The organism is Oxalobacter aliiformigenes, from assembly GCF_027116575.1.
GTDB lineage: Bacteria > Pseudomonadota > Gammaproteobacteria > Burkholderiales > Burkholderiaceae_D > Oxalobacter > Oxalobacter aliiformigenes.
In genome coordinates this window covers 2181080-2199799 of sequence record NZ_CP098252.1, presented here as the reverse complement: position 1 = coordinate 2199799, position 18720 = coordinate 2181080, and the positions used below count along the sequence as shown (strand labels likewise).

General features: G+C 47.5%; 17 protein-coding genes and 1 tRNA gene. 11 read left to right on the top strand and 7 right to left on the bottom strand.

What is annotated here, in order from left to right:
- Positions 1-259: 259 nt before the first annotated feature.
- The 9 genes from NB647_RS10075 to NB647_RS10035 all read left to right on the top strand — a co-directional run bounded on the left by NB647_RS10075 (position 260) and on the right by NB647_RS10035 (position 7727).
- Positions 260-814: an iron transporter gene (locus NB647_RS10075; protein WP_269264460.1), complete on the top strand. Its 555-nt coding sequence runs from the start codon at positions 260-262 to the stop codon at positions 812-814.
- 127 nt (positions 815-941) lie between these two features.
- On the top strand, positions 942-2192 hold the full coding sequence (locus NB647_RS10070) for a Fe-S-containing protein (protein ID WP_269264459.1): 1251 nt from the start codon (positions 942-944) through the stop codon (positions 2190-2192).
- Positions 2193-2203: 11 nt separating this feature from the next.
- On the top strand, positions 2204-3493 hold the full coding sequence (locus NB647_RS10065; protein ID WP_269283403.1) for an ABC transporter permease: 1290 nt from the start codon (positions 2204-2206) through the stop codon (positions 3491-3493).
- A 77-nt stretch (positions 3494-3570) separates the two neighbouring features.
- Complete coding sequence (locus NB647_RS10060) at positions 3571-4356, top strand: ABC transporter permease (protein ID WP_269283401.1); 786 nt, start codon at positions 3571-3573, stop codon at positions 4354-4356.
- On the top strand, positions 4265-4645 hold the full coding sequence (locus NB647_RS10055; protein ID WP_332880335.1) for an ABC transporter permease: 381 nt from the start codon (positions 4265-4267) through the stop codon (positions 4643-4645). The genes NB647_RS10060 and NB647_RS10055 overlap by 92 nt, the downstream gene beginning before the upstream one ends.
- Before the next feature lie 2 nt (positions 4646-4647).
- Positions 4648-5355 (top strand): ABC transporter ATP-binding protein, encoded by a 708-nt coding sequence (locus NB647_RS10050; RefSeq protein ID WP_269283397.1) that lies wholly within the window; start codon positions 4648-4650, stop codon positions 5353-5355.
- A 7-nt stretch (positions 5356-5362) separates the two neighbouring features.
- Positions 5363-5800, top strand: coding sequence for a DUF4418 family protein (locus tag NB647_RS10045; RefSeq protein WP_269264454.1), 438 nt, complete (start codon positions 5363-5365; stop codon positions 5798-5800).
- Entirely contained in the window at positions 5797-7017 is a 1221-nt protein-coding gene (locus NB647_RS10040) for an ABC transporter permease (protein WP_269283395.1), read from the top strand. Before NB647_RS10045 ends, NB647_RS10040 begins: the two co-directional genes overlap by 4 nt.
- Positions 7011-7727 (top strand): ABC transporter ATP-binding protein, encoded by a 717-nt coding sequence (locus NB647_RS10035; protein ID WP_269283394.1) that lies wholly within the window; start codon positions 7011-7013, stop codon positions 7725-7727. Before NB647_RS10040 ends, NB647_RS10035 begins: the two co-directional genes overlap by 7 nt.
- Positions 7728-7765: 38 nt before the next feature.
- Here NB647_RS10035 and NB647_RS10030 read toward each other — a convergent pair.
- The 6 genes from NB647_RS10030 to NB647_RS10005 form a co-directional block, all read right to left on the bottom strand.
- Positions 7766-7841, bottom strand: a tRNA-His gene (locus NB647_RS10030).
- Between the two features lie 81 nt (positions 7842-7922).
- The gene (locus NB647_RS10025; protein WP_269283392.1) at positions 7923-9227 is read right to left on the bottom strand and encodes a TolC family outer membrane protein; all 1305 of its coding nucleotides are present in this window, start codon (positions 9225-9227) and stop codon (positions 7923-7925) included.
- A 40-nt stretch (positions 9228-9267) separates the two neighbouring features.
- Positions 9268-9921, bottom strand: coding sequence for a protein-L-isoaspartate O-methyltransferase family protein (locus NB647_RS10020; protein ID WP_269283391.1), 654 nt, complete (start codon positions 9919-9921; stop codon positions 9268-9270).
- Positions 9922-10063: 142 nt separating this feature from the next.
- Positions 10064-11437 carry a TolC family protein gene (locus NB647_RS10015; protein WP_269283389.1) on the bottom strand — a complete coding sequence of 458 codons (1374 nt, stop codon included), beginning with the start codon at positions 11435-11437 and terminating at the stop codon, positions 10064-10066.
- Positions 11428-13368 carry a MacB family efflux pump subunit gene (locus tag NB647_RS10010; protein ID WP_269264449.1) on the bottom strand — a complete coding sequence of 647 codons (1941 nt, stop codon included), beginning with the start codon at positions 13366-13368 and terminating at the stop codon, positions 11428-11430. Before NB647_RS10010 ends, NB647_RS10015 begins: the two co-directional genes overlap by 10 nt.
- Positions 13369-13370: 2 nt before the next feature.
- Positions 13371-14591, bottom strand: a complete 1221-nt coding sequence (locus NB647_RS10005; RefSeq protein ID WP_269283387.1) for an efflux RND transporter periplasmic adaptor subunit — start codon at positions 14589-14591, stop codon at positions 13371-13373.
- A 422-nt stretch (positions 14592-15013) separates the two neighbouring features.
- Here NB647_RS10005 and NB647_RS10000 point away from each other — a divergent pair, with 422 nt between their 5' ends.
- Together NB647_RS10000 and recQ are read left to right on the top strand one after the other, a co-directional pair.
- Positions 15014-15844: an undecaprenyl-diphosphate phosphatase gene (locus NB647_RS10000; RefSeq protein WP_269264447.1), complete on the top strand. Its 831-nt coding sequence runs from the start codon at positions 15014-15016 to the stop codon at positions 15842-15844.
- A 29-nt stretch (positions 15845-15873) separates the two neighbouring features.
- Entirely contained in the window at positions 15874-17718 is a 1845-nt protein-coding gene (gene recQ, locus NB647_RS09995; RefSeq protein ID WP_269284814.1) for a DNA helicase RecQ, read from the top strand.
- Here recQ and NB647_RS09990 read toward each other — a convergent pair.
- Complete coding sequence (locus NB647_RS09990) at positions 17699-18652, bottom strand: hypothetical protein (RefSeq protein ID WP_269283384.1); 954 nt, start codon at positions 18650-18652, stop codon at positions 17699-17701. The two genes, recQ and NB647_RS09990, sit on opposite strands and share 20 nt — an antisense overlap.
- Positions 18653-18720: the final 68 nt, after the last annotated feature.

The window sequence follows — 18720 nt, the reverse complement described above, 5'->3', positions numbered from 1 at the left end:
GTATTGCGGAGAGTATTTGTATGTCTGTTCGAGATGGTATGGATTCGGACGATGGTCACTAAACGGGTTCTGTCCATAGAACATACATGCATAAATCAGTATTCAGGGATTTCATTCACTGTGCCGTTACCTCAATCTGTTTGACATTGAAATGCAAATGATATAGATTCTCATTATCATTTTTGTTTTGGAAATGATACTTCCCTTTTGAGATAAAGTTGAGAAAGTTAAAAGTACAGAAAGTTTATTGGAGAGCAATATGAAAACAGGTAGTCTTAGCAAAAAAATAGCTATTTTTGCTTTGGCAGGAGCATCTCTGGTTGGCACTTCTTCGGTATTGGCTGCTGAATTTGAGGAGTTTCCCATCGGACCGGAAAAAACAGTCGGTCCTCTGGAAATCGGTGCCGTTTATTTCCAGCCCGTTAATATGGAACCTCTTGGCATGGGCGGACTTCCGGCGTCGAAATCCGACATGCATATCGAAGCGGATATCAAGGCGGCCAAAGACAATCAACTGGGCTATGAGGCAGGCAGTTTCGTTCCATATTTGACCGTCAAGTATGAAATCCAGAAACAGGGCGGCAAAATGATCAAGGGTACTTTCATGCCAATGAGTGCAAGCGATGGCCCTCACTATGGTAACAATATCAAGCTTGACGGTCCTGGAAAATACAAAGTGACTTTCATAATCGATAGCCCGGAAAAACAGGGTTATCTGCTTCATACCGACAAGGCGACTGGTGTAACCGGCCGTTTCTGGAAAAAACCGATTGAAGTCAGCTGGGATTTCAATTACGTACCTCGAGTCTGGTAAGTTCTTCAAAAGTGAAAGGGTGAAAGACTGTTTCACCCTTTTTGATATTTTTTTTTCTGCTTAAATCGGGTGCCTGGAACATTTTTATCGACAGGATAAAATGGGCCTGTGCCGTTTCGGGCGTAGCATGCTGCAGTATCTTATTCAGGTTATATTCACGTTGTTTCCGGCATTGACGGTGTTGGGGACACTATATGGATTCTTCAATCGCGAAGAATCACGAAAATACAAACGTGGTTTTGTCTGGGGATTTTTCGTATCGCTGGTATTTTCCGTCGTAGCCGCTATTCTCAGGCTCAATACGAATGTTTTTGTTCGGGAATATTACAATTTCTTCTTTTTGGTAACAGCTTTTGTTGCTGAAGTCGCCCTTGTATTTTCAGTGGGTTTTCGTGCGAAAAATACTGTTTCCCCGTTAAAAGACCGTTGGACCGGTTTTATAACGACAGTCATTGTTTTGGCATGTCTTTCGTATGCATTGCCAGATCTGTTTCTGTATCCATTTGAGTTCGCTGTCGGACTGGACAGCATTTTCCATGCCGAAGTCTTGTTCAAGGTTATCGGCTATTCACTGGCAATCATTCTTTCCCTTGCCGGTGGTCTGTGTGTCAGCCGGGTACTGGAAAAAGCAAGTGACAGCTTGGCACGCAAGACATTTGCTTTTGTTTTGCTCTTTTTTGCAGCAGAGTATTTTGTTCTGTTTTTCCAGATTCTGATGTTGAGAAGCCGTTTGATGCAGAATGAAATATTGGTCAATCTGCTTCTTTTTTTGCTGGAATACCAGAACGGTCTTGTTTATGCCCTTTTACTGGCGGTGATCCTGTCATGTCTGGGAAATATAGTCTCGAACAAGAGGGCCGTATTTACAGGTGAAAACCCAGCCGTATTGCGTAAAAAAAGAGCTGGATCGAAAAGGCGGGTAGGATGGAGTGCTTTTTGTGTTCTATTTGTCATTACCGCCTTTGTCATTATGACTGTCGGAGTGTGGATGAATAACCGGACTGTCGAGCTGTCGCCGCCGGTTGAGCTGGCAGTCAGTGATAACAAAATCGAAATTCCGCTTGAATCGGTTAACGACGGACATTTGCACCGTTTCAGTTACACGACAGAGGACGGTACGCAAGTTCGCTATATTGTTATCCGAAAGAGTGAGTCGGCTTATGGTGTTGCACTGGATGCATGCGATATTTGTGGGGCAAGCGGCTATTACGAAAGAAATGGGCAGATTGTCTGCATTCTCTGTGATGTCGTTATGAATATCGGGACGATTGGAATGCCCGGTGGCTGTAATCCGGTTCCGCTCGATCATGAAATAACTGGTGGAAGGATTGTGATTGATGCCGCCAATCTGGATGCAGAAGCCTATCGTTTTGAATGAAGGAGTCGGAAATGTTCTTGAGAATGCTGAAGAGCGCTCTGCTCCGGCAAAAAAGAAAAGTTTTGATGATCGCATTGACTATGGCGCTGGGTGTTTCGCTTTCGACGGCCATGCTGAATGTCGTAATGGACGTAGAAGATAAAATCAACCAGGAACTTAAAACCTATGGCGCCAATTTGAATGTCATTCCTCGTGGAGCATCCATGTTGGGCGATCTGTATGGAATCGACAAGGGTGCCGGTGTGGCAGACAAGTTCATTGCGGAAAATGAACTTGGAAAAATGAAAACCATTTTCTGGGCCAATAATATTGTTGATTTCACCCCCTATCTTGATTTGACTGTCCGGCTTGAGGGGGCTTCAGAGCCTGTCGTACTGGTTGGAACATGGTTCGACAAAAAACTGGATTTGCCGACAGGCGATGTTATCAATACCGGAATGCGTCACATGAAATCGTGGTGGGAAGTTTCCGGAAACTGGTCCAGTGATTCGGATGCAGAAGGGGCCATGGTAGGGGGTGTACTGGCTGAAAGACTCAAAATCAGTCGGGGGGACAGAATCCGTGTCTTTTCTCCGGATAACCAGCGTTCGGAATGGTTGACCGTTCGTTCGACGTTTTATAGTGGAGGTAGCGAGGACGAGCAGATTTTTGTTCCGTTGAAACTGGTACAAAAAATGTCTGGACATGACAGGTTGGTTCAACGGGTTGAAGTGAGTGCGTTGACGACACCGGATAACGAACTTTCGCGACGTGCCGCAGAAGATCCGAACAGTTTGTCGCGCAAAGAATGGGACACCTGGTATTGTACGGCGTATATCAGTGCTATTGCTTATCAGATCGAGGAAGTACTGACCAATGTAAAGGCAAAACCTGTTTTGCAGGTATCTGAGTCTGAAGGAACCATTCTAAGCAAGATCAAATTGCTGATGTTGTTGTTGACGGTATTGAGTCTGGCTTGTTCCGCGCTGGGAATATCGAATCTGGTCTCGATGAGTGTTATGGAAAGAAATACCGAAATCGGACTGATGAAAGCAATAGGAGCCACAAATGGCGCGGTGTCCATTCTGATTCTGTCCGAGATACTCGCTATGTCTTTTATTGGCGGAATAATCGGTTATGGAGTGGGACTTGGATTGGCACAGGTTATCGGTCATTCGGTTTTTGGCGTCAGTATCGCATTGAAGGCTGTCGTTATCCCGATTGTCGTTCTGATCGTTATCGCGGTGGCTGTCGTCGGCAGTTTGCCAGCCTTAAGGGTTCTTCTTTCGCTTGAGCCCAACCGGGTTTTGCATGGAAGGTAGGTCATCCCGTGTTTTCAAAAAAGCGTACGTTATTTTTCAAAATGTTGTTCAGTTCTCTGGTTCGAAGAAAGAGCCGGATGCTGACAGCTTTGCTGGCTGTCGCTATTGGTGCAGCTGTATTGATGGGGATGATGACGGTTTATCGGGATATTCCGGAGCAGATGGGGCGTGAGATGCGATCTTATGGGGCCAATATGATTTTCGTCCCGGCAGAGGGCAGGACAGCGATGAATTTATCTGTCATAGAGAGTGTTGTAAAAGAAATTCCACAGGAAAAAATCGTCGGAGCGGCACCCTGGCGATACAAATCGCTGACAATGAACCATTTGCCACTGACCGGAGCAGGGACCGATTTTCTGCAGGTAGAAAAGACAAGGCCTTATTGGCAAGTCGATGGAAACTATCCGAAAAATGACAATGAAATACTGGTCGGGCATGATATAGCGGAAATGACCAAGCTGAAGCCGGGAGAGGTGGTCAATGTCGCGGGCAAGAACGAGAATGGAAAGCCTTTCAGACAGGAACTGACTATAGCAGGTATTTTGAAAACAGGTGGCAAGGAAGACGGCTTCGTTTTTCTTGACATGCATTTGTTGAATGGCTTGCTGGAAACTCCGGACACGGTCGAAATAATGGAATTAAGTGTCGCCGCTCCCGCAGGAGAACTCGAATTATACCGTCAACATATTGAGCGGGATACTCCGGATATCGTTCCCCGGCTTGTCAAACGGATTACCCGGTCGGAAACGACCGTGCTGGAAAAAGTTGCAGATGCTGGTTTATCTGGTGACTGCCGTTATTCTCATGCTGACCATGATTTGTGTCGCGACGACAATGATGGCCATGGTTATGGAACGCCGTAAAGAAATCGGTCTGAAAAAAGCGATCGGAGCCGAAAACAGAAGTATTGTGTCGGAGTTCATGGGAACTGGAATCGTTCTGGGAGTGCTGGGAGGATGTCTTGGATGTGTGATGGGATATTTCTTTGCATCGGCCATCAGTTTCAGTGTGTTTGGACGGTCGGTTTCGATTGTACCTGCCGTTATTGTCATAACGCTGGGTTTATCTGTCGTTGTGACGGTAATCGCTTGCATATTGCCCGTCAGAAGAGCGGTTCGTATCGAGCCGGCTCTTGTTTTGCGAGGTGAGTAAGTATGAAAAAGAACATTCTGGAGTTAAAGGACGTATCGATGGTCTACGGTACGGTTCACGCGTTACGGGACATCAATCTGGCAGTGAGAGAAGGGGAGTGGCTGGCTATCATGGGGCCTTCCGGTTCCGGTAAAACGACCATGATGAATATTATCGGTTGTATGGATAAACCGTCTTTCGGAACCGTCATTCTGGACGGTCAGGATCTGACAGTGACTTCTTCACGGGATCTTACCGAAATACGTCGCGACAAAATCGGACTGATTTTCCAACAGTTTCATCTGATTTCCTATTTGACGGCACTGGAAAACGTCATGATGGCCCAGTACTACCACAGTATGGTTGATGAGAAGGAAGCCCTGAAGGCGCTTGAACGGGTTGGTCTCGGGCAGAGAGCGAAGCATTTGCCAAACCAGTTGTCAGGGGGTGAGCAACAGAGAGTCTGTATTGCCAGGGCGCTGATCAATTATCCCAAGCTGATTCTGGCTGATGAGCCGACAGGGAATCTGGATGGAGAAAACGAGGAAATCGTTATGGATATATTCCGGCAACTTCATGAAGAAGGCAGTTCTATTGTGATGGTAACCCATTCTCTGGAAGTGGCGGCGCATGCTGAACGGCATATCGTGCTGGAACATGGTCATATTGTGAAATATTCCGAGTCCAGGGAAGCTAGGGTTGCCGCAGCGGAATTTGAAATAACTGAGTGAGAATAAAATGAGTAACCGTTCGTTTGTAAGTAGTATCGTTGTTTTTTTGGGAGGGCTTCTGGCTGTCGTAACCCAATTTTTGTTGCCTCCCTGTTCCGCATGGATTGAGACCGCATCAGGCATGCATATTCCGATGAAATGTCACTGGTCCGGTCAAATGGCGATGAGTCTCGGATTGTTTATCGTGTTTGAAGGTATTCTGCTCGGTATGATGAAGTCCGTGTTTGCCCGTCTTGGCCTCTCTTTGGTCGTAGTTGTTACCGCTATTCTGACAATGGCGGTACCGACCGTTCTGATTGGCGTTTGTGCCGGCGGTACGATGCCCTGTCGTGTCGGAATGTTGCCGGCCATTCTGGTCGTTTGTGTATTGTTGTTGCTGGTCGGCCTGGGAAATGTGTTTTATCTCCGGATCCGCAAAGAATCATGTATTGCATTTCCATCATGAAAAGCAGACCTTTAACGACATACCGGATCGCTTTTGAAAATATCAGGCGGAAACCGTTCAGAACATTCGGACAGATTTTTATTGTTGCCATGTTTGCGTTTGTTCTGTTCAGTGGTTCCGTATTGTCCGGCAGTATCAAAAGCGGGATGGAAAGCATGTCGAAAAGACTGGGAGCCGATCTGATGATCATTCCGTATGGTTATGAAAAGCAGCTGCAAAGTGCCCTGTTACGCGGTGAACCCAGTACATTTTATCTGGATCAGCAACTGGAAGAGAAAATACGGTCTTTTCCTGGTGTCGGGAATGTTTCATCACAGATTTTTATCGCATCTCTTCAGGCCGCCTGTTGTTCGCTTCCTGTCCAGCTTATCGGTTTTGAGCCGCAATCCGATTTTGTGATCCAGCCGTGGATTGACGGGACCTTGCATCATGATCTTCGTGATGGGGAAGTGATTGTCGGATATAAAGTTGCGGGAAAAGTAGGGGATGAAATCACCTTCTTCGGAAAACCATACAGGATCGCTGCCCGACTTGACAGTACCGGAATGGGGTTCGATACATCCGTTTTTCTGAATATGGCGACGGCCAGGAAAATGATCGAAAAACTGGAAATCGCTCCACTTTATGGCATAAAAACGGATCATCCCGTCGTTTCAACCATGATGGTCAATGTCAAATCCGGATTTGAGCCACGCAAAGTCGCCAATGAGATCCTTTTCAAATATGCAATGGACTACAATCTGGACATGATCATGACGAAGAACATGTTCAGTGGAATATCGTCCCGATTGAATGCTTTTTCGTATGTCGCTTTTGGTGTGGCGGGTTTGTTATGGATAACGGCATTGGGCGTGCTGGCATTGGTCTTTTCGATGATTGTCAATGAAAGAAAAAGGGAATTCGGCCTGTTGCGCATTCTTGGCGCGTCCAGAAAGAAACTGAACCGTATTTTATTGACGGAATCACTAATGGTCAGTACTGGCGGTGCATTGTGTGGGCTGTTTTTGGCCTGTCTGGTTCTTTTTCCATTCAGTACACTGATCAGTATGGCAGTTAAATTGCCGTTTCTGTTGCCAGCGTATGGAAAAATGGCAGGGATGGCCCTTTTCAGTCTGATTCTGTCCGTCGGTATTGGCCCATTGTCCTGCTTCTATTCTGTCTGTCGGTTGGGGCGGATGGATATTTCATTTGCCGTTAGAGGAAACGGATCATGCTGAAAATCAATGGACTGACAAAGAAATTCCAGCGTAACGGCGTACTGTTTCGAGCTGTTAATGAAATCGATCTTGCTGTCGAACAAGGTGATCTGGTGCAGATTATTGGTCGTTCGGGAAGTGGCAAGACAACGTTTCTGAATCTTGTTACCGGATTGCTGAAACCGGATGAAGGAAATATTGTTTTGCTTGGCCGAAATCTGACCCAGCTTGATGACCGCAGGATGTCAATGATAAGAAATTCGTGGATAGGCTATATCCCCCAGGGAAACAGCCTGCTGGACAATTTTTCCATCCTGGACAATGTACGCCTGCCTTATTATCTTTCTGTCGGCAGTCATGACGATATCACTGGACGTGCCGATTATTTGTTAAATGAAGTCGGGGCCGCTCATCTGCGCAATATGTATCCTTCCCAGCTTTCAGGAGGAGAACAGCGTCGTGTTGCCATCGCACGGGCATTGATAAATTCTCCGAAAATTCTCATTGCCGATGAACCGACAAGCGATCTGGATGTGGCATCCATTCGTACCATCATGAATTTGCTGGAGAGAATCCATTCAAAAGGCATGACTTTACTGGTGGTAACGCATGAACTGGATGCTGTGAGTCTGGATCAACGGATATGTGTCATGCAAGACGGGTGTTTGCAGGAAATCACCTGTCCGACGCTGAAAAAGGAAGATCTTGTTTATCGATATAAGGCACAGTAAAAAAGCCCGGAGATTTATCCGGGCTTTTTTGTATATTCTGGGGTGGACGATGGGGCTCGAACCCACGACAACAGGAATCACAATCCTGGACTCTACCAACTGAGCTACGTCCACCATTGCCTGAAATGCCAAATTATACCAAGCACTTCAAGGAATTTGAAATTATACGAAATCCTGAATGATGTGACAAGCTACTTATTTCTGCAAAAGCATATTGACACGCTTGAGATCGTCTTCATTCAATGTTCCGGCCGCCTGTTTCAGTCGCAATCCGTTGATGATCGTGTTGTTGCGGGCTTGCGTCAGATCGCGACGGGTCATGAATACCTGTTGCTCTGCATTCAACACATCGATATTGATACGGACACCGACTTCGTATCCGAGCTTGTTGGACTCCAGTGAAGAAAGACTGGATACTTCGGCTGCTTCAAGAGCCTTGACCTGGGATAGTCCACTGTTGACACCGAGGTAGGATTGTCTGGCCAGTTGTGCGGCGCTTCTGCGGGATGCTTCGAGATCGTTGCGGGCCTTGTCTTCCAGTGCAATGGATTCCTTGACCTTGCTGGTTACGCCGAAGCCGGAAAAGATCGGGATGTTCCATTGCACGCCGACCATTTTGGATGTGTTGTAGTCGCGGATACCGCCATTGCTGTCGATCATGTATTGTGCATGATCGGTATGGTTATAGGAGGCGACGAGATCGACCGTCGGATAATGCCCTGCCTTGTTTATTTCAATATTGCGCTTTGCCATTTCATGGGAGAGCCGGTATTGAACAACCTGATAATTCTGGTTTTCCGCCGAATTGACCCATGATGACATGACATTCGGTTCCGGGGCACTCAATGTCACTCCCTTTTTCAACGGATCAAGTACTCCGGGAGGGTGGCCAATGATTTGCTCCAGTGCGGTACGTTTGACTTCCAGATCGTTGATAGCGGCGATTTCGTCCGATTCCGCCAGATTGTAACGAGCCTCCGCTTCATGGGTATCGGTAATCGTAACGGTCCCGATCTCGAAACTGCGCTTGGCTTGTTCAAGTTGTTGGGCGACAGCCGCTTTCTGTGCCTGGGCAAAGGTCAGTACATCCTGTGCCGTCAACACATCGAAATAGGCTTGGGCGACACGCATCATCAGGTCTTGCTGGGCTTGGGCAAATTGCGCTTCACTGATAGAGACTTCCAGTTTGCTGTTGGCATAATTCTGGAAGTTCGCCCAGTTGAATATCGGCTGGGTCAGTGCGATGGTGTATTTGTTTTCCGTGTAATCCAGACCTTCGAGATAATTTCTGCCGTAACTGCCGGAGGCATTCAGATTGGGCAATAATTTGGACAGTCCCTGGGTACTTTTTTCCTGTCCAGCCATCAGTGCTGCCCTTGCACTTGCATACTGCGGATCATTGGCAAGCGCTTCCATGTAAGTTTGCATGAGATCAGCCGCAAATACATTGGCCGTGAAAAGACAACCGGCGATAACGGGTATGACAGAGCGATAGTGCATACTTACTCCAAATGAAATCGGATAAAAATGTCAATCCTGTTCAAAAACAAAAATGAGAATGATGAAGCTGCTCTCGCAAAGGTTTTACGGATGTTTCAAATAATATCTTGATATTCTGGTCAACTGCGGAGTTTTTTTGTAATAAAAGGGCCTGAACAAAGGAATTGTTCGCATAAAAGACAGCCATTCTTCCATTGTCTGCCAGACGGTTTGTGAAAATTTCGGGAATGGACGAAACCGCGCCGGAGAATACGATGACATCAAATAAGCGATCAGGAGCATATTGCTCAATGCAAAAGCCGTTTTCACATAAAACGCGGACGTTCTCCACTCCGTAACGTGACAAGTTGTTTTCGGCCATTTCTTTCAAGCCGGGTTCTATCTCGATTGTTGTCACATGTCTGGCACCATGTGCCAGAAGTGCGGCCATGTAACCGGAACCCGTTCCGATTTCCAGTACGGTATCGTTTTTTCTGACGGAAACAGCTTGCAGGACAAGTGCTTCGGTCAGGGGCGTCAGCATGTTTTGTCCGTATGGCAGAGGTATTTCCATCTCGGCATAAGCGTATTCGTGATAGGCGGGAGGAACGAAATCCTCACGTCTGATGGCATCAAGAGAATCAAAAACGTTCTGGAGATAAACACCACCAGCACGGATCTGGTTCTCGATCATGTTTGCTCGCGCGTTACGCATGATGGATCCGGTTTTCAAAAGAGTTCAGGAATAAAAAACATTTTAGCAAATGCTGTCTGCCAGACACGGCCGTTTGTATCGAATGGAACAAACTTCAATTCTTTTTTGTTTATGCTCAATCATGGCGCCATCCTCTGGCATGTCATTGAGGCCTGTTTCCTTCTGAATGGTTTGTCAGTCTTGCTCCCAATGCCTTGTATATTGCGTTTTCATAATTGATGGTGTTGTATTTCGATTCGAGCAAAATCAGAAGTGACTGGTTTTCGGAACATTTCGCATCAAGCCAGTCTTTCAGTTCATCCGCACCTGCTTCATAACGCATCTGGTTGTAAATGCTGATTTTGGAATCGGTATCGTATTTCCGGTTGACATTGTCAAGCAGTGAAAGCGATTTCCGGTAAGAATAGTAGTAGGTGTCCACTTCGTTCAGTGCGGTATTGACAGCCGATGTCAGATCCAGTTTGGCATTTTCAAAGTCGGCTTCGGAAATCTTGATATTCCATTTCAGTTTATTCCATTGCAGAAACGGAAGATTGATTTGCACGGCGCCTGCCAGAAACGGCACGTTGAACAGGGTACTGGACTTGTCGGATGAGACACTTAACGTACTGCCGATCGAAATGCCGGGATAGACGCTTGCCTTGACCGATTCCCAATCGAGAAAGGCTGATTGTATCCGGTATTCAGCAGCTTTTACGTCAGGACGGAGACCCAGTGCTGCAACAGGGATGTCCAGATCGACATTGGTCAGTGGGATGGAAAGAATATCCTCGAGCGGAATGTCCAGTTTGTCTTCCGGTTTCAGATTCAGCAGATTGCGCAAGGTCTGTTCGACGGTTTTGCGCGTTGTCTCAAGAGTCATGAGACTGTTTTGGGAGGAGAGCAGGGATTTTTCCGCGGTGAGTGGCTCGAGAGCGTCGACCTTTCCCATTGTATATTTATTATTGATGATTTGCAAAAGTTGTGTATAAAAGCGGATATTCTGTTCGGTGACACGAATAGCCTGATTCAGATAGACGAGGTGAAAATAACTGTCGACGACATTATTGATCAGGGCCAGTCGTACAGTTTCCAGATCTTCCCGGGTCGCTTTGTATTCCCATTCCTGTGCCGAGGCGGCGCTGCTCAGTTTTCGCCATAAATCCAGTTCATAGCTGACACCAAGTTCAGCCGTGTAGTTATGGGTAGTTTCACCGGCCTTGGTGTTGGTTGTGGTGGAAGCTCCTCCTGATCCTGAAAATTCAGGGACCAGTTCCTGTCCGAGCAGGTTGGCTTCGTAAAGTGCCTTGTTCACTGTGATGGCGCTTTTTTTCAGATCAGTATTATTGGCGATCGCCAGCTCGACAATACGATCCAGATTTTTGTCGCTATAAGCCTTCCACCATTCGCGATCGATCCGGAAATCGGAAGCAATCGCTTGATAGGTTATCAGTCCGGTATCCGGTATCGTTAAGGACGGCTGGGTGGCACAACCGGCGATGACGAGACAGAAGAGGGCACAGGGAATCAGTCGCATAATGCATCCACCGGGTTGAGACGAGAGGCGTTCCGGGCAGGGATATATCCGAAAATAACGCCAATCAGGGTTGAACAGGCCAGCGCAAGAATAATGGAGGCGGCGGAATAGGACATGGTAAATGTCTTGACGAACATGCTGAAAAAGAGACCGATACCGAAAGCGAACAGAATGCCGATAAATCCACCAATGATACAGATCAGGACAGCTTCAATCAGGAACTGTTGCAGTACACTGCTTCTTCGTGCACCGACCGCCATCCGGATACCGATTTCACGAGTCCGTTCCGTTACCGAGACCAGCATGATGTTCATAACGCCAATTCCTCCAACAACCAGTGATATAAGCGCAATGCAGGAAATCAGCAGCCGCATGGTTCCGGTTGTGCTTTCGATGGTTTGCCGGATGCTGTCCGTATTGACGGTAAAGAAGTCTTCCTTGCCATGTTTGACGGTCAGAAAACGGATGATGTTTTTTTCTGCCGCGGTCATGCTGACGTCGTCCCTGACTTTGACAGTGATAGAAGAAATGTTGCGGTCACCGGTGATGCGGTTCATGACGGCAGTATAGGGAGACCACATCGTCAGTGTATCGGATGGACCGAAGTTGGCATTCTGTTTCTCGGAAATACCAATGATTTTGAGTGGTTGACGGTTGAATATGATGGTATTGCCGATGATATCGCCGCCATTGGGGAAGAGCTTGTTTTTGGTGTTTTGGTCGATGACGACAACAGCGCTTCCCTTCTTGACATCTTCGCGATTGAAAAAACGTCCTTCCTCGGACTTGAGTCCCTTGACGTCAAAATATTGTTCCCCGACGCCTTGCAATTGAGCCGTAACCGAGATGTTTTGCCAGGTCAGCGTTCCGGAAGAGCTGACGGCAGGAGTTGCACTGTCGACGTAGCTCTGCCGTGCCAGCAGATCCGAATCATGAACCGTCAGGGTTTTGTATTTGCTTGAGTTGCGGTCACCAAAACCGTGACCCGGCATGATAACGATGGTATTGGTTCCCATTGAATTGATATCGGCCAGAATTTTTTCCTGCGATCCTTTTCCGAGTGCAACGACGGAGACAACGGATGCAATACCGATGATGATCCCCAACATCGTCAGGATCGAGCGCATTTTGTGAGCCTTGATCGCCTGTATGGACATCCTGAATGCTTCGGTGAACTGGTCCTTGAAATAGGCAAAGGTATTGCGGTTATCCTCCTTGGGATGGTATTCCTGTTTGCTGTTTCTGTTCGGTTTCCTGCGTTCGTCCGCGATGATTGTGCCATCTTTGATTTCGATGACACGGTTGGCATAGTTGGCGACATTCTGGTCATGGGTGACCAGAATGATGGTATGGCCGTTATCGTTAAGCGTTTTGAGAATGGCCATGACATTCTCGCCGCTTTTTGAGTCGAGCGCTCCCGTAGGTTCGTCGGCAAGGATGATGTCACCGCCATTCATCAGGGCACGTGCGATACTGACCCGCTGCTGCTGGCCACCGGACAGTTCGGACGGCAAATGATCGATACGGTTTCCAAGATCAAGATTCGCGAGCAATTCTTCTGCTCTCGTTTGCCTCTCCTGGTGTTTCAGGCCCGAATATATCGCGGGCAGTTCGACATTTTCTTCCGCGTTTAATGTGGAGAGCAAATTGTATCTCTGGAAAATGAACCCGAGATACTGGCTTCGCAGGGCGGCAAGCTGGTCCGGCGTCATGCCTGCGACGTTTTCTCCTGCGATTTTGTAATCGCCGGAACTAGCCGTATCTAGGCAACCGAGGATATTCATCAGCGTTGATTTCCCGGAACCGGATTGTCCGATGATAGCGACGAAGTCGCCGGATTCGATGTCAAGATTGACATCTTTTAGCACACGGACCTGGTTTTCACCCGTTCCATAAACTTTGTTGATACCACGCAATTCGATAATGTTCATGTTTAAAGCCTCGGCCTGCGCATTCGGGACGTTTCTCCGATCTGTTCACCTTTGCTGACTTCAGAAGATATGACCTGTTCGCCATCGTTCAGTCCGGATTTGATTTCAGTGAAGACACCGTCGGAAATTCCGGTCTCGACTTCTCTTTTTTCGACTTTCTTTTTGTCGGTCAATACACGGACGAAATGCTTGCCCTGTTGTGAAGAAATGGTAATGCTGGGTACGATAAGAACGTTTTCGGCGGAAGAAACATGAATGGTATTCTGTGTCAGCATACCGATCCGGAGTTTGCCTTCAGGATTGTCAACATAGGCGCGACCATAATAATAAACGGCTTCGTTACTGGATGAACTGGAAGAGGTTGATGAACTGGATTTGTCATAACTGCCGTCGGTCAGTGTTGTCAAACCCGGATCGATTGAATCCAGTCTGGCATGAAATACGGTATTAGGTTCCGAAAGAATGGTGTAGTCGATTTTCATTCCGGGTTTTACCTTGGTGATATCGCCTTCTGAAATTTCGATATCGATTTCCATATCGTTCAGGTTGGCGATCTGCACGATCGTCGGTGTCGTCTGGTTGGCGTTGACGGTCTGGCCTTCTTCAACCGGAACGGACACAATGGTGCCGTTCAGCGGTGCACGGATTTTGGTATAGCCCAGATTGGTTTCGTCTGTGTTGATGGCAATCTGGGTTTGCCGGATCAATGATTCCATTTCATTGACATTGGCTTTGGCCGTGGCATAGGCATCCCGGGCGTTTTCGAGATTTTGTTGTGATGTCGAATTCGTTTTTATCAGGATGCGTTCACGGTCATATTGTTTTCTGGAAATCGCCAGGATAATTTTTCTTGCCTCGAGCTGGGCCTTGTAGTTGTCCAGTTTGGCCTTATCGGTGTTGAGTGTGTTTTCCTGTGTCTGGGAATCGATTTCGGCAATCATTTCGCCTTGTTTGACTTCCTGCCCCAGAACGACATAAAGCTTTTTGATCTGGCCGGATACCTGTGCACCGACACTGACCAGATTGACTGCCGCCACTTCTCCGGTCGCTTCGACAACCTGGCTGATATTGCCTGTCCGGACTTTTTCTGTCATGTACGTGACATCGTCTTCGCGTGTCGTTATCCAGAAGAGAAGGGATGCCAGAACCAGTACGATAACGGCCGACACAGGTATCCAGACTTTGGGATTTCGGAATGTTCTTGTTTTATCGGAAATGTTCATAAGTCTGTTCTCATTACTGTTTTATACAAATTTTCTGGTGTATGGCCGGACGCCATGATGTTCTGTGCTTTTTTGTTTTGACGGGCGATCGAAAGTATAACGATTAAATCAGTCTGAATCATGATATGAATTTAGTATTTTCCGAGTGGGGTCGTATCGGATTCAATAACTTGTTACAAATGAAATAATGTGAAAATAACAGTCGCGTTTTCTTGAAAAAAATCGGTTTGTCAAATCCGGAGTGAGCGGATAATCCGCATTGGAAAGGCTGTATCGTTTCAGGCGGGATAAATATTTTTCGTGAACGGAATTTTTTCGAGTATGATTGCGGGCACTCCAGGCTCTCACTCTGGTATATGATGAGTGTACCGGCGGCAAGACAGCTTGATTGTTTTTTGACTTAACCACGAACTGGCGTTTTCATGGATTTTATTTTGGCATTTAAAGCCTTCATTATGGGAATTGTAGAAGGCTGTACAGAATTCCTTCCCATTTCCTCGACCGGCCATCTTATTCTGGCCGGCAGTCTTCTCGACTTTACCGGCAATAACGTCAAGGTTTTTTCAATCGCCATCCAGTCTGGCGCCATGTTGTCGGTTGTCTGGGTATATCGTCATAAAATACACAGTGTGATCAGAGGAATGTTTACCAATTCCAGAGATCGCAAATTTGTTGTCAATCTGGTCGTCGCTTTTTTACCGGCAGCGATACTGGGTGTTCTGTTCAGCCGTGCCATTCAGGATTTTCTTTTTTATCCGGCACCGGTTGCTGCCGCTTTTATCGTGGGCGGATTGCTCATCATTTTCGTGGAGCGGAAAAATGAAAAGAATCCGGTCGCAAGAGTGGAGTCAGTCGATGACATGACGGTCATCGATGCATTCAAGGTCGGATGTGCCCAGGCTTTTGCCCTGATTCCGGGAACAAGCCGTTCCGGGGCGACAATTATCGGCGGTATGCTGTTCGGTTTATCCAGAAAAGCGGCGACAGAATTTTCGTTTTTCCTGGCCATGCCTACGTTGTTCGGTGCAGCCGCATATTCCATTTTCAAGGAACGTGCTCTTCTTGTATCTTCGGATATTCCGTTATTTACGATCGGTACGGTTTCGGCGTTCATTTCGGCTTTTTTCTGTGTCCGCTGGCTTTTGCGTTATATCAGTTCACATAATTTCATTCCTTTTGCCTGGTACCGAATCGCTTTTGGAATTTTCGTGCTCGTTAGTGCTCACTATGGCTGGATTGTCTGGGCAGAGTAAGGGGGCCAGGTCGCATTGCCATGTCCGGTATGAACAGTGAAAAACCGGTTCCGGATGTCCGGTCGCGGGCACGGGAAATTTTGCAGACGGTTTTCGGTTATGGCGCTTTCAGGGGACAGCAGGAAGCGATCATAGAACATGTCTCGTCGGGGCATGATGCGCTTGTTCTCATGCCTACAGGTGGTGGAAAATCGCTGTGTTATCAGATTCCGGCCCTGATCCGGGAAGGGGTCGGAATAGTGGTTTCGCCGCTGATTGCATTAATGCAGGATCAGGTCGATGCTCTGGAAACTGCCGGTGTCCGGGCAGCCTATTTGAATTCCACGCAATCCTATGGAGAAGTGGTCAGGGTCGAGCAGGCGGTTTTGCATAATGAACTTGATCTGGTTTATATCGCTCCGGAAAGGCTGGTAACGCCACATTGCTTGAACTGGCTGCAAAAAGCCCGAATCGCTCTTTTCGCCATTGATGAGGCGCATTGCGTTTCCCAGTGGGGGCATGATTTCAGACCGGAATACATCCAGTTATCGGTTCTGCATGAATATTTTCCCGATGTGCCCCGTGTGGCGCTTACCGCGACGGCAGATGGACATACACGGGAAGAGATTGTCAGCCGATTGAAACTGGACCATTCACGACAGTTCGTTTCCTCTTTCGACCGGCCGAATATCCGCTATTGTATTGTCGAGAAAAATAACGCACGTCGGCAGTTACTGGATTTCATTATGACCGAATATCGCAACGATGCGGGGATCGTGTATTGTCTGTCGCGCCGGAAAGTCGAGGAAACCGTCGATTTTCTGTCTGAACAGGGGATCAACGCGCTGGCTTATCATGCAGGTCTTGATCATTCGGTACGCGCTGAAAATCAGGCCCGGTTTTTGAGAGAAGACGGCATTGTCATGGTCGCGACGATTGCGTTTGGTATGGGAATAGACAAACCGGATGTCCGGTTCGTCGCCCATCTTGATTTGCCGAAAAGCATGGAAGGCTATTATCAGGAAACCGGACGAGCCGGACGGGATGGAAATCCGGCAACGGCATGGATGACGTATGGCCTGCAGGATGTGGTGCAGCAACGGCGTATGATCGATGAATCGAGTGCCGATATGGCACACAGACAAATTCAGATCGGCAAACTGGATGCACTGCTTGGTTTCTGTGAATCACTGACTTGCCGGCGCGTGCGTTTACTGGAATATTTCGGTGAAACATCTTCTCCGTGTGGCAATTGCGATATTTGTCTGTCTCCACCGGTCGCAAAGGACGGTACACAGGATATGCAAAAGCTGCTTTCGGCGATTTACCGGGTCGGGCAGCGTTTCGGTTCCGCTCATGTTATTGACGTATTGAGAGGGATCCGTTCGGAAAAGGTGTTGCAATGGGGGCACGATCGTCTCTCCACGTTCGGAATCGGAGCCACTCGGAGTGAGGTCGAGTGGCGTTCCATTTTGCGACAGGCTATTGCCGCACAATATGTTTTTGTCGATTATGAGGCATTCAATGCGTTGAAACTGACCGAGTGGGCACGGCCGGTTTTGAAAGGTGAGAAAACGGTTCTATTGCGTCCCTATGTCAAACCGGGTAGAAGACATAAAACGAAATCGGCCGAGAGACATTCCCGGCCGGCCTTGCCACTTCGCGAACAGAAATTGTTTGAGCGTCTGAAATGGTGGCGTATGGAGGTTGCACGTCAGCAGAATTTGCCTGCCTATGTCATTTTGCAGGATTCGGCTTTACGCGAGATTGCAATTGCCAAGCCGGAAACGGCGGATGAGTTGCTGCAGATTTCCGGCATCGGAAGCAAACGGCTGTCTATGTGGGGAGAGGATATACTCAGACTGGTCAGCGAGTTCATTTTCTCTTCTGTCTAGACGTTTTTGCTGTTCGCGGAATTTTGCGGAAAGCCGGCCCGGCTTTGAATATCGTTTGTGTATGGAGATTGATATCGATACGTGTCCAGTCCGGATGTAACCCCAATGTTCCAAGCCGGCCTTTCCAGATGATTTCCGTCGGAGAGGCGGTGCCGTGACCATGAATGAACAGTACACGTCCGGGATAATGTGTTGCAAGGTTGTTCAGTTTTTGTCTGATTTCGTAAAAACCGTCCCGTGTCGTAAGGTTTTGTCTGTTTTTAACGCCGGGTGAGAACGGATTTCCATCACTGATCAGTACAATGCCCTTGTCATGATGGCGGGATGCTATCCGGAAAAGACGGTCCAGCCAGTTTCTGTTGGCAATGGCCCTGTCCTCGAATTCATCATTTCGTCCGGCTGCAACAATATAGTGATTGTTGTCCGACGGCATATGTATGGTGGCAAAAAGAATGAAATTCATGTGCCAGTAGGCATTTTCAGGGTAATTGGGAAACCGGTTGCCGAGTGATTGTCTGGTCAGTTCGAGAGGCTTGCTGCCCAGTGAGTACCTGTTTTCAAAGAAAATCTCTTTTAACCGTATCAGTCTTTCGATGGCGACAGATTCGCTTTTGCTGTTCTTGCAGTTGACCCAGTCGCCATTGGTTACTGAAATGATGGTCGGGACATGACTGTTATTGGCAAGGTTTTTTCTTTCGATATACAGTTCGTCGCTGCAAGATTCCGAATCTGATTTGATGCCATTGACAATAGCGAATGCAGGACGAATATGGCCAAGTTTGCTGAACGCTTTTTTCAGTACATTCGCATTGTCGCGTACAGGTTGATCCATTGCCACAAAATAGAACGAATCCGTGGATGCATTGGGGGATGCTGCGTGAACCGGGATAATGGTTGTGGCGATCAGCGGAAGGCTGATGATCCATTTTCTCATGGCAATTCAAATGAAAAGTACAAAAATGTAATTCCGTTCCGGGATCGCCCCGGTTCACGGGATTGGAT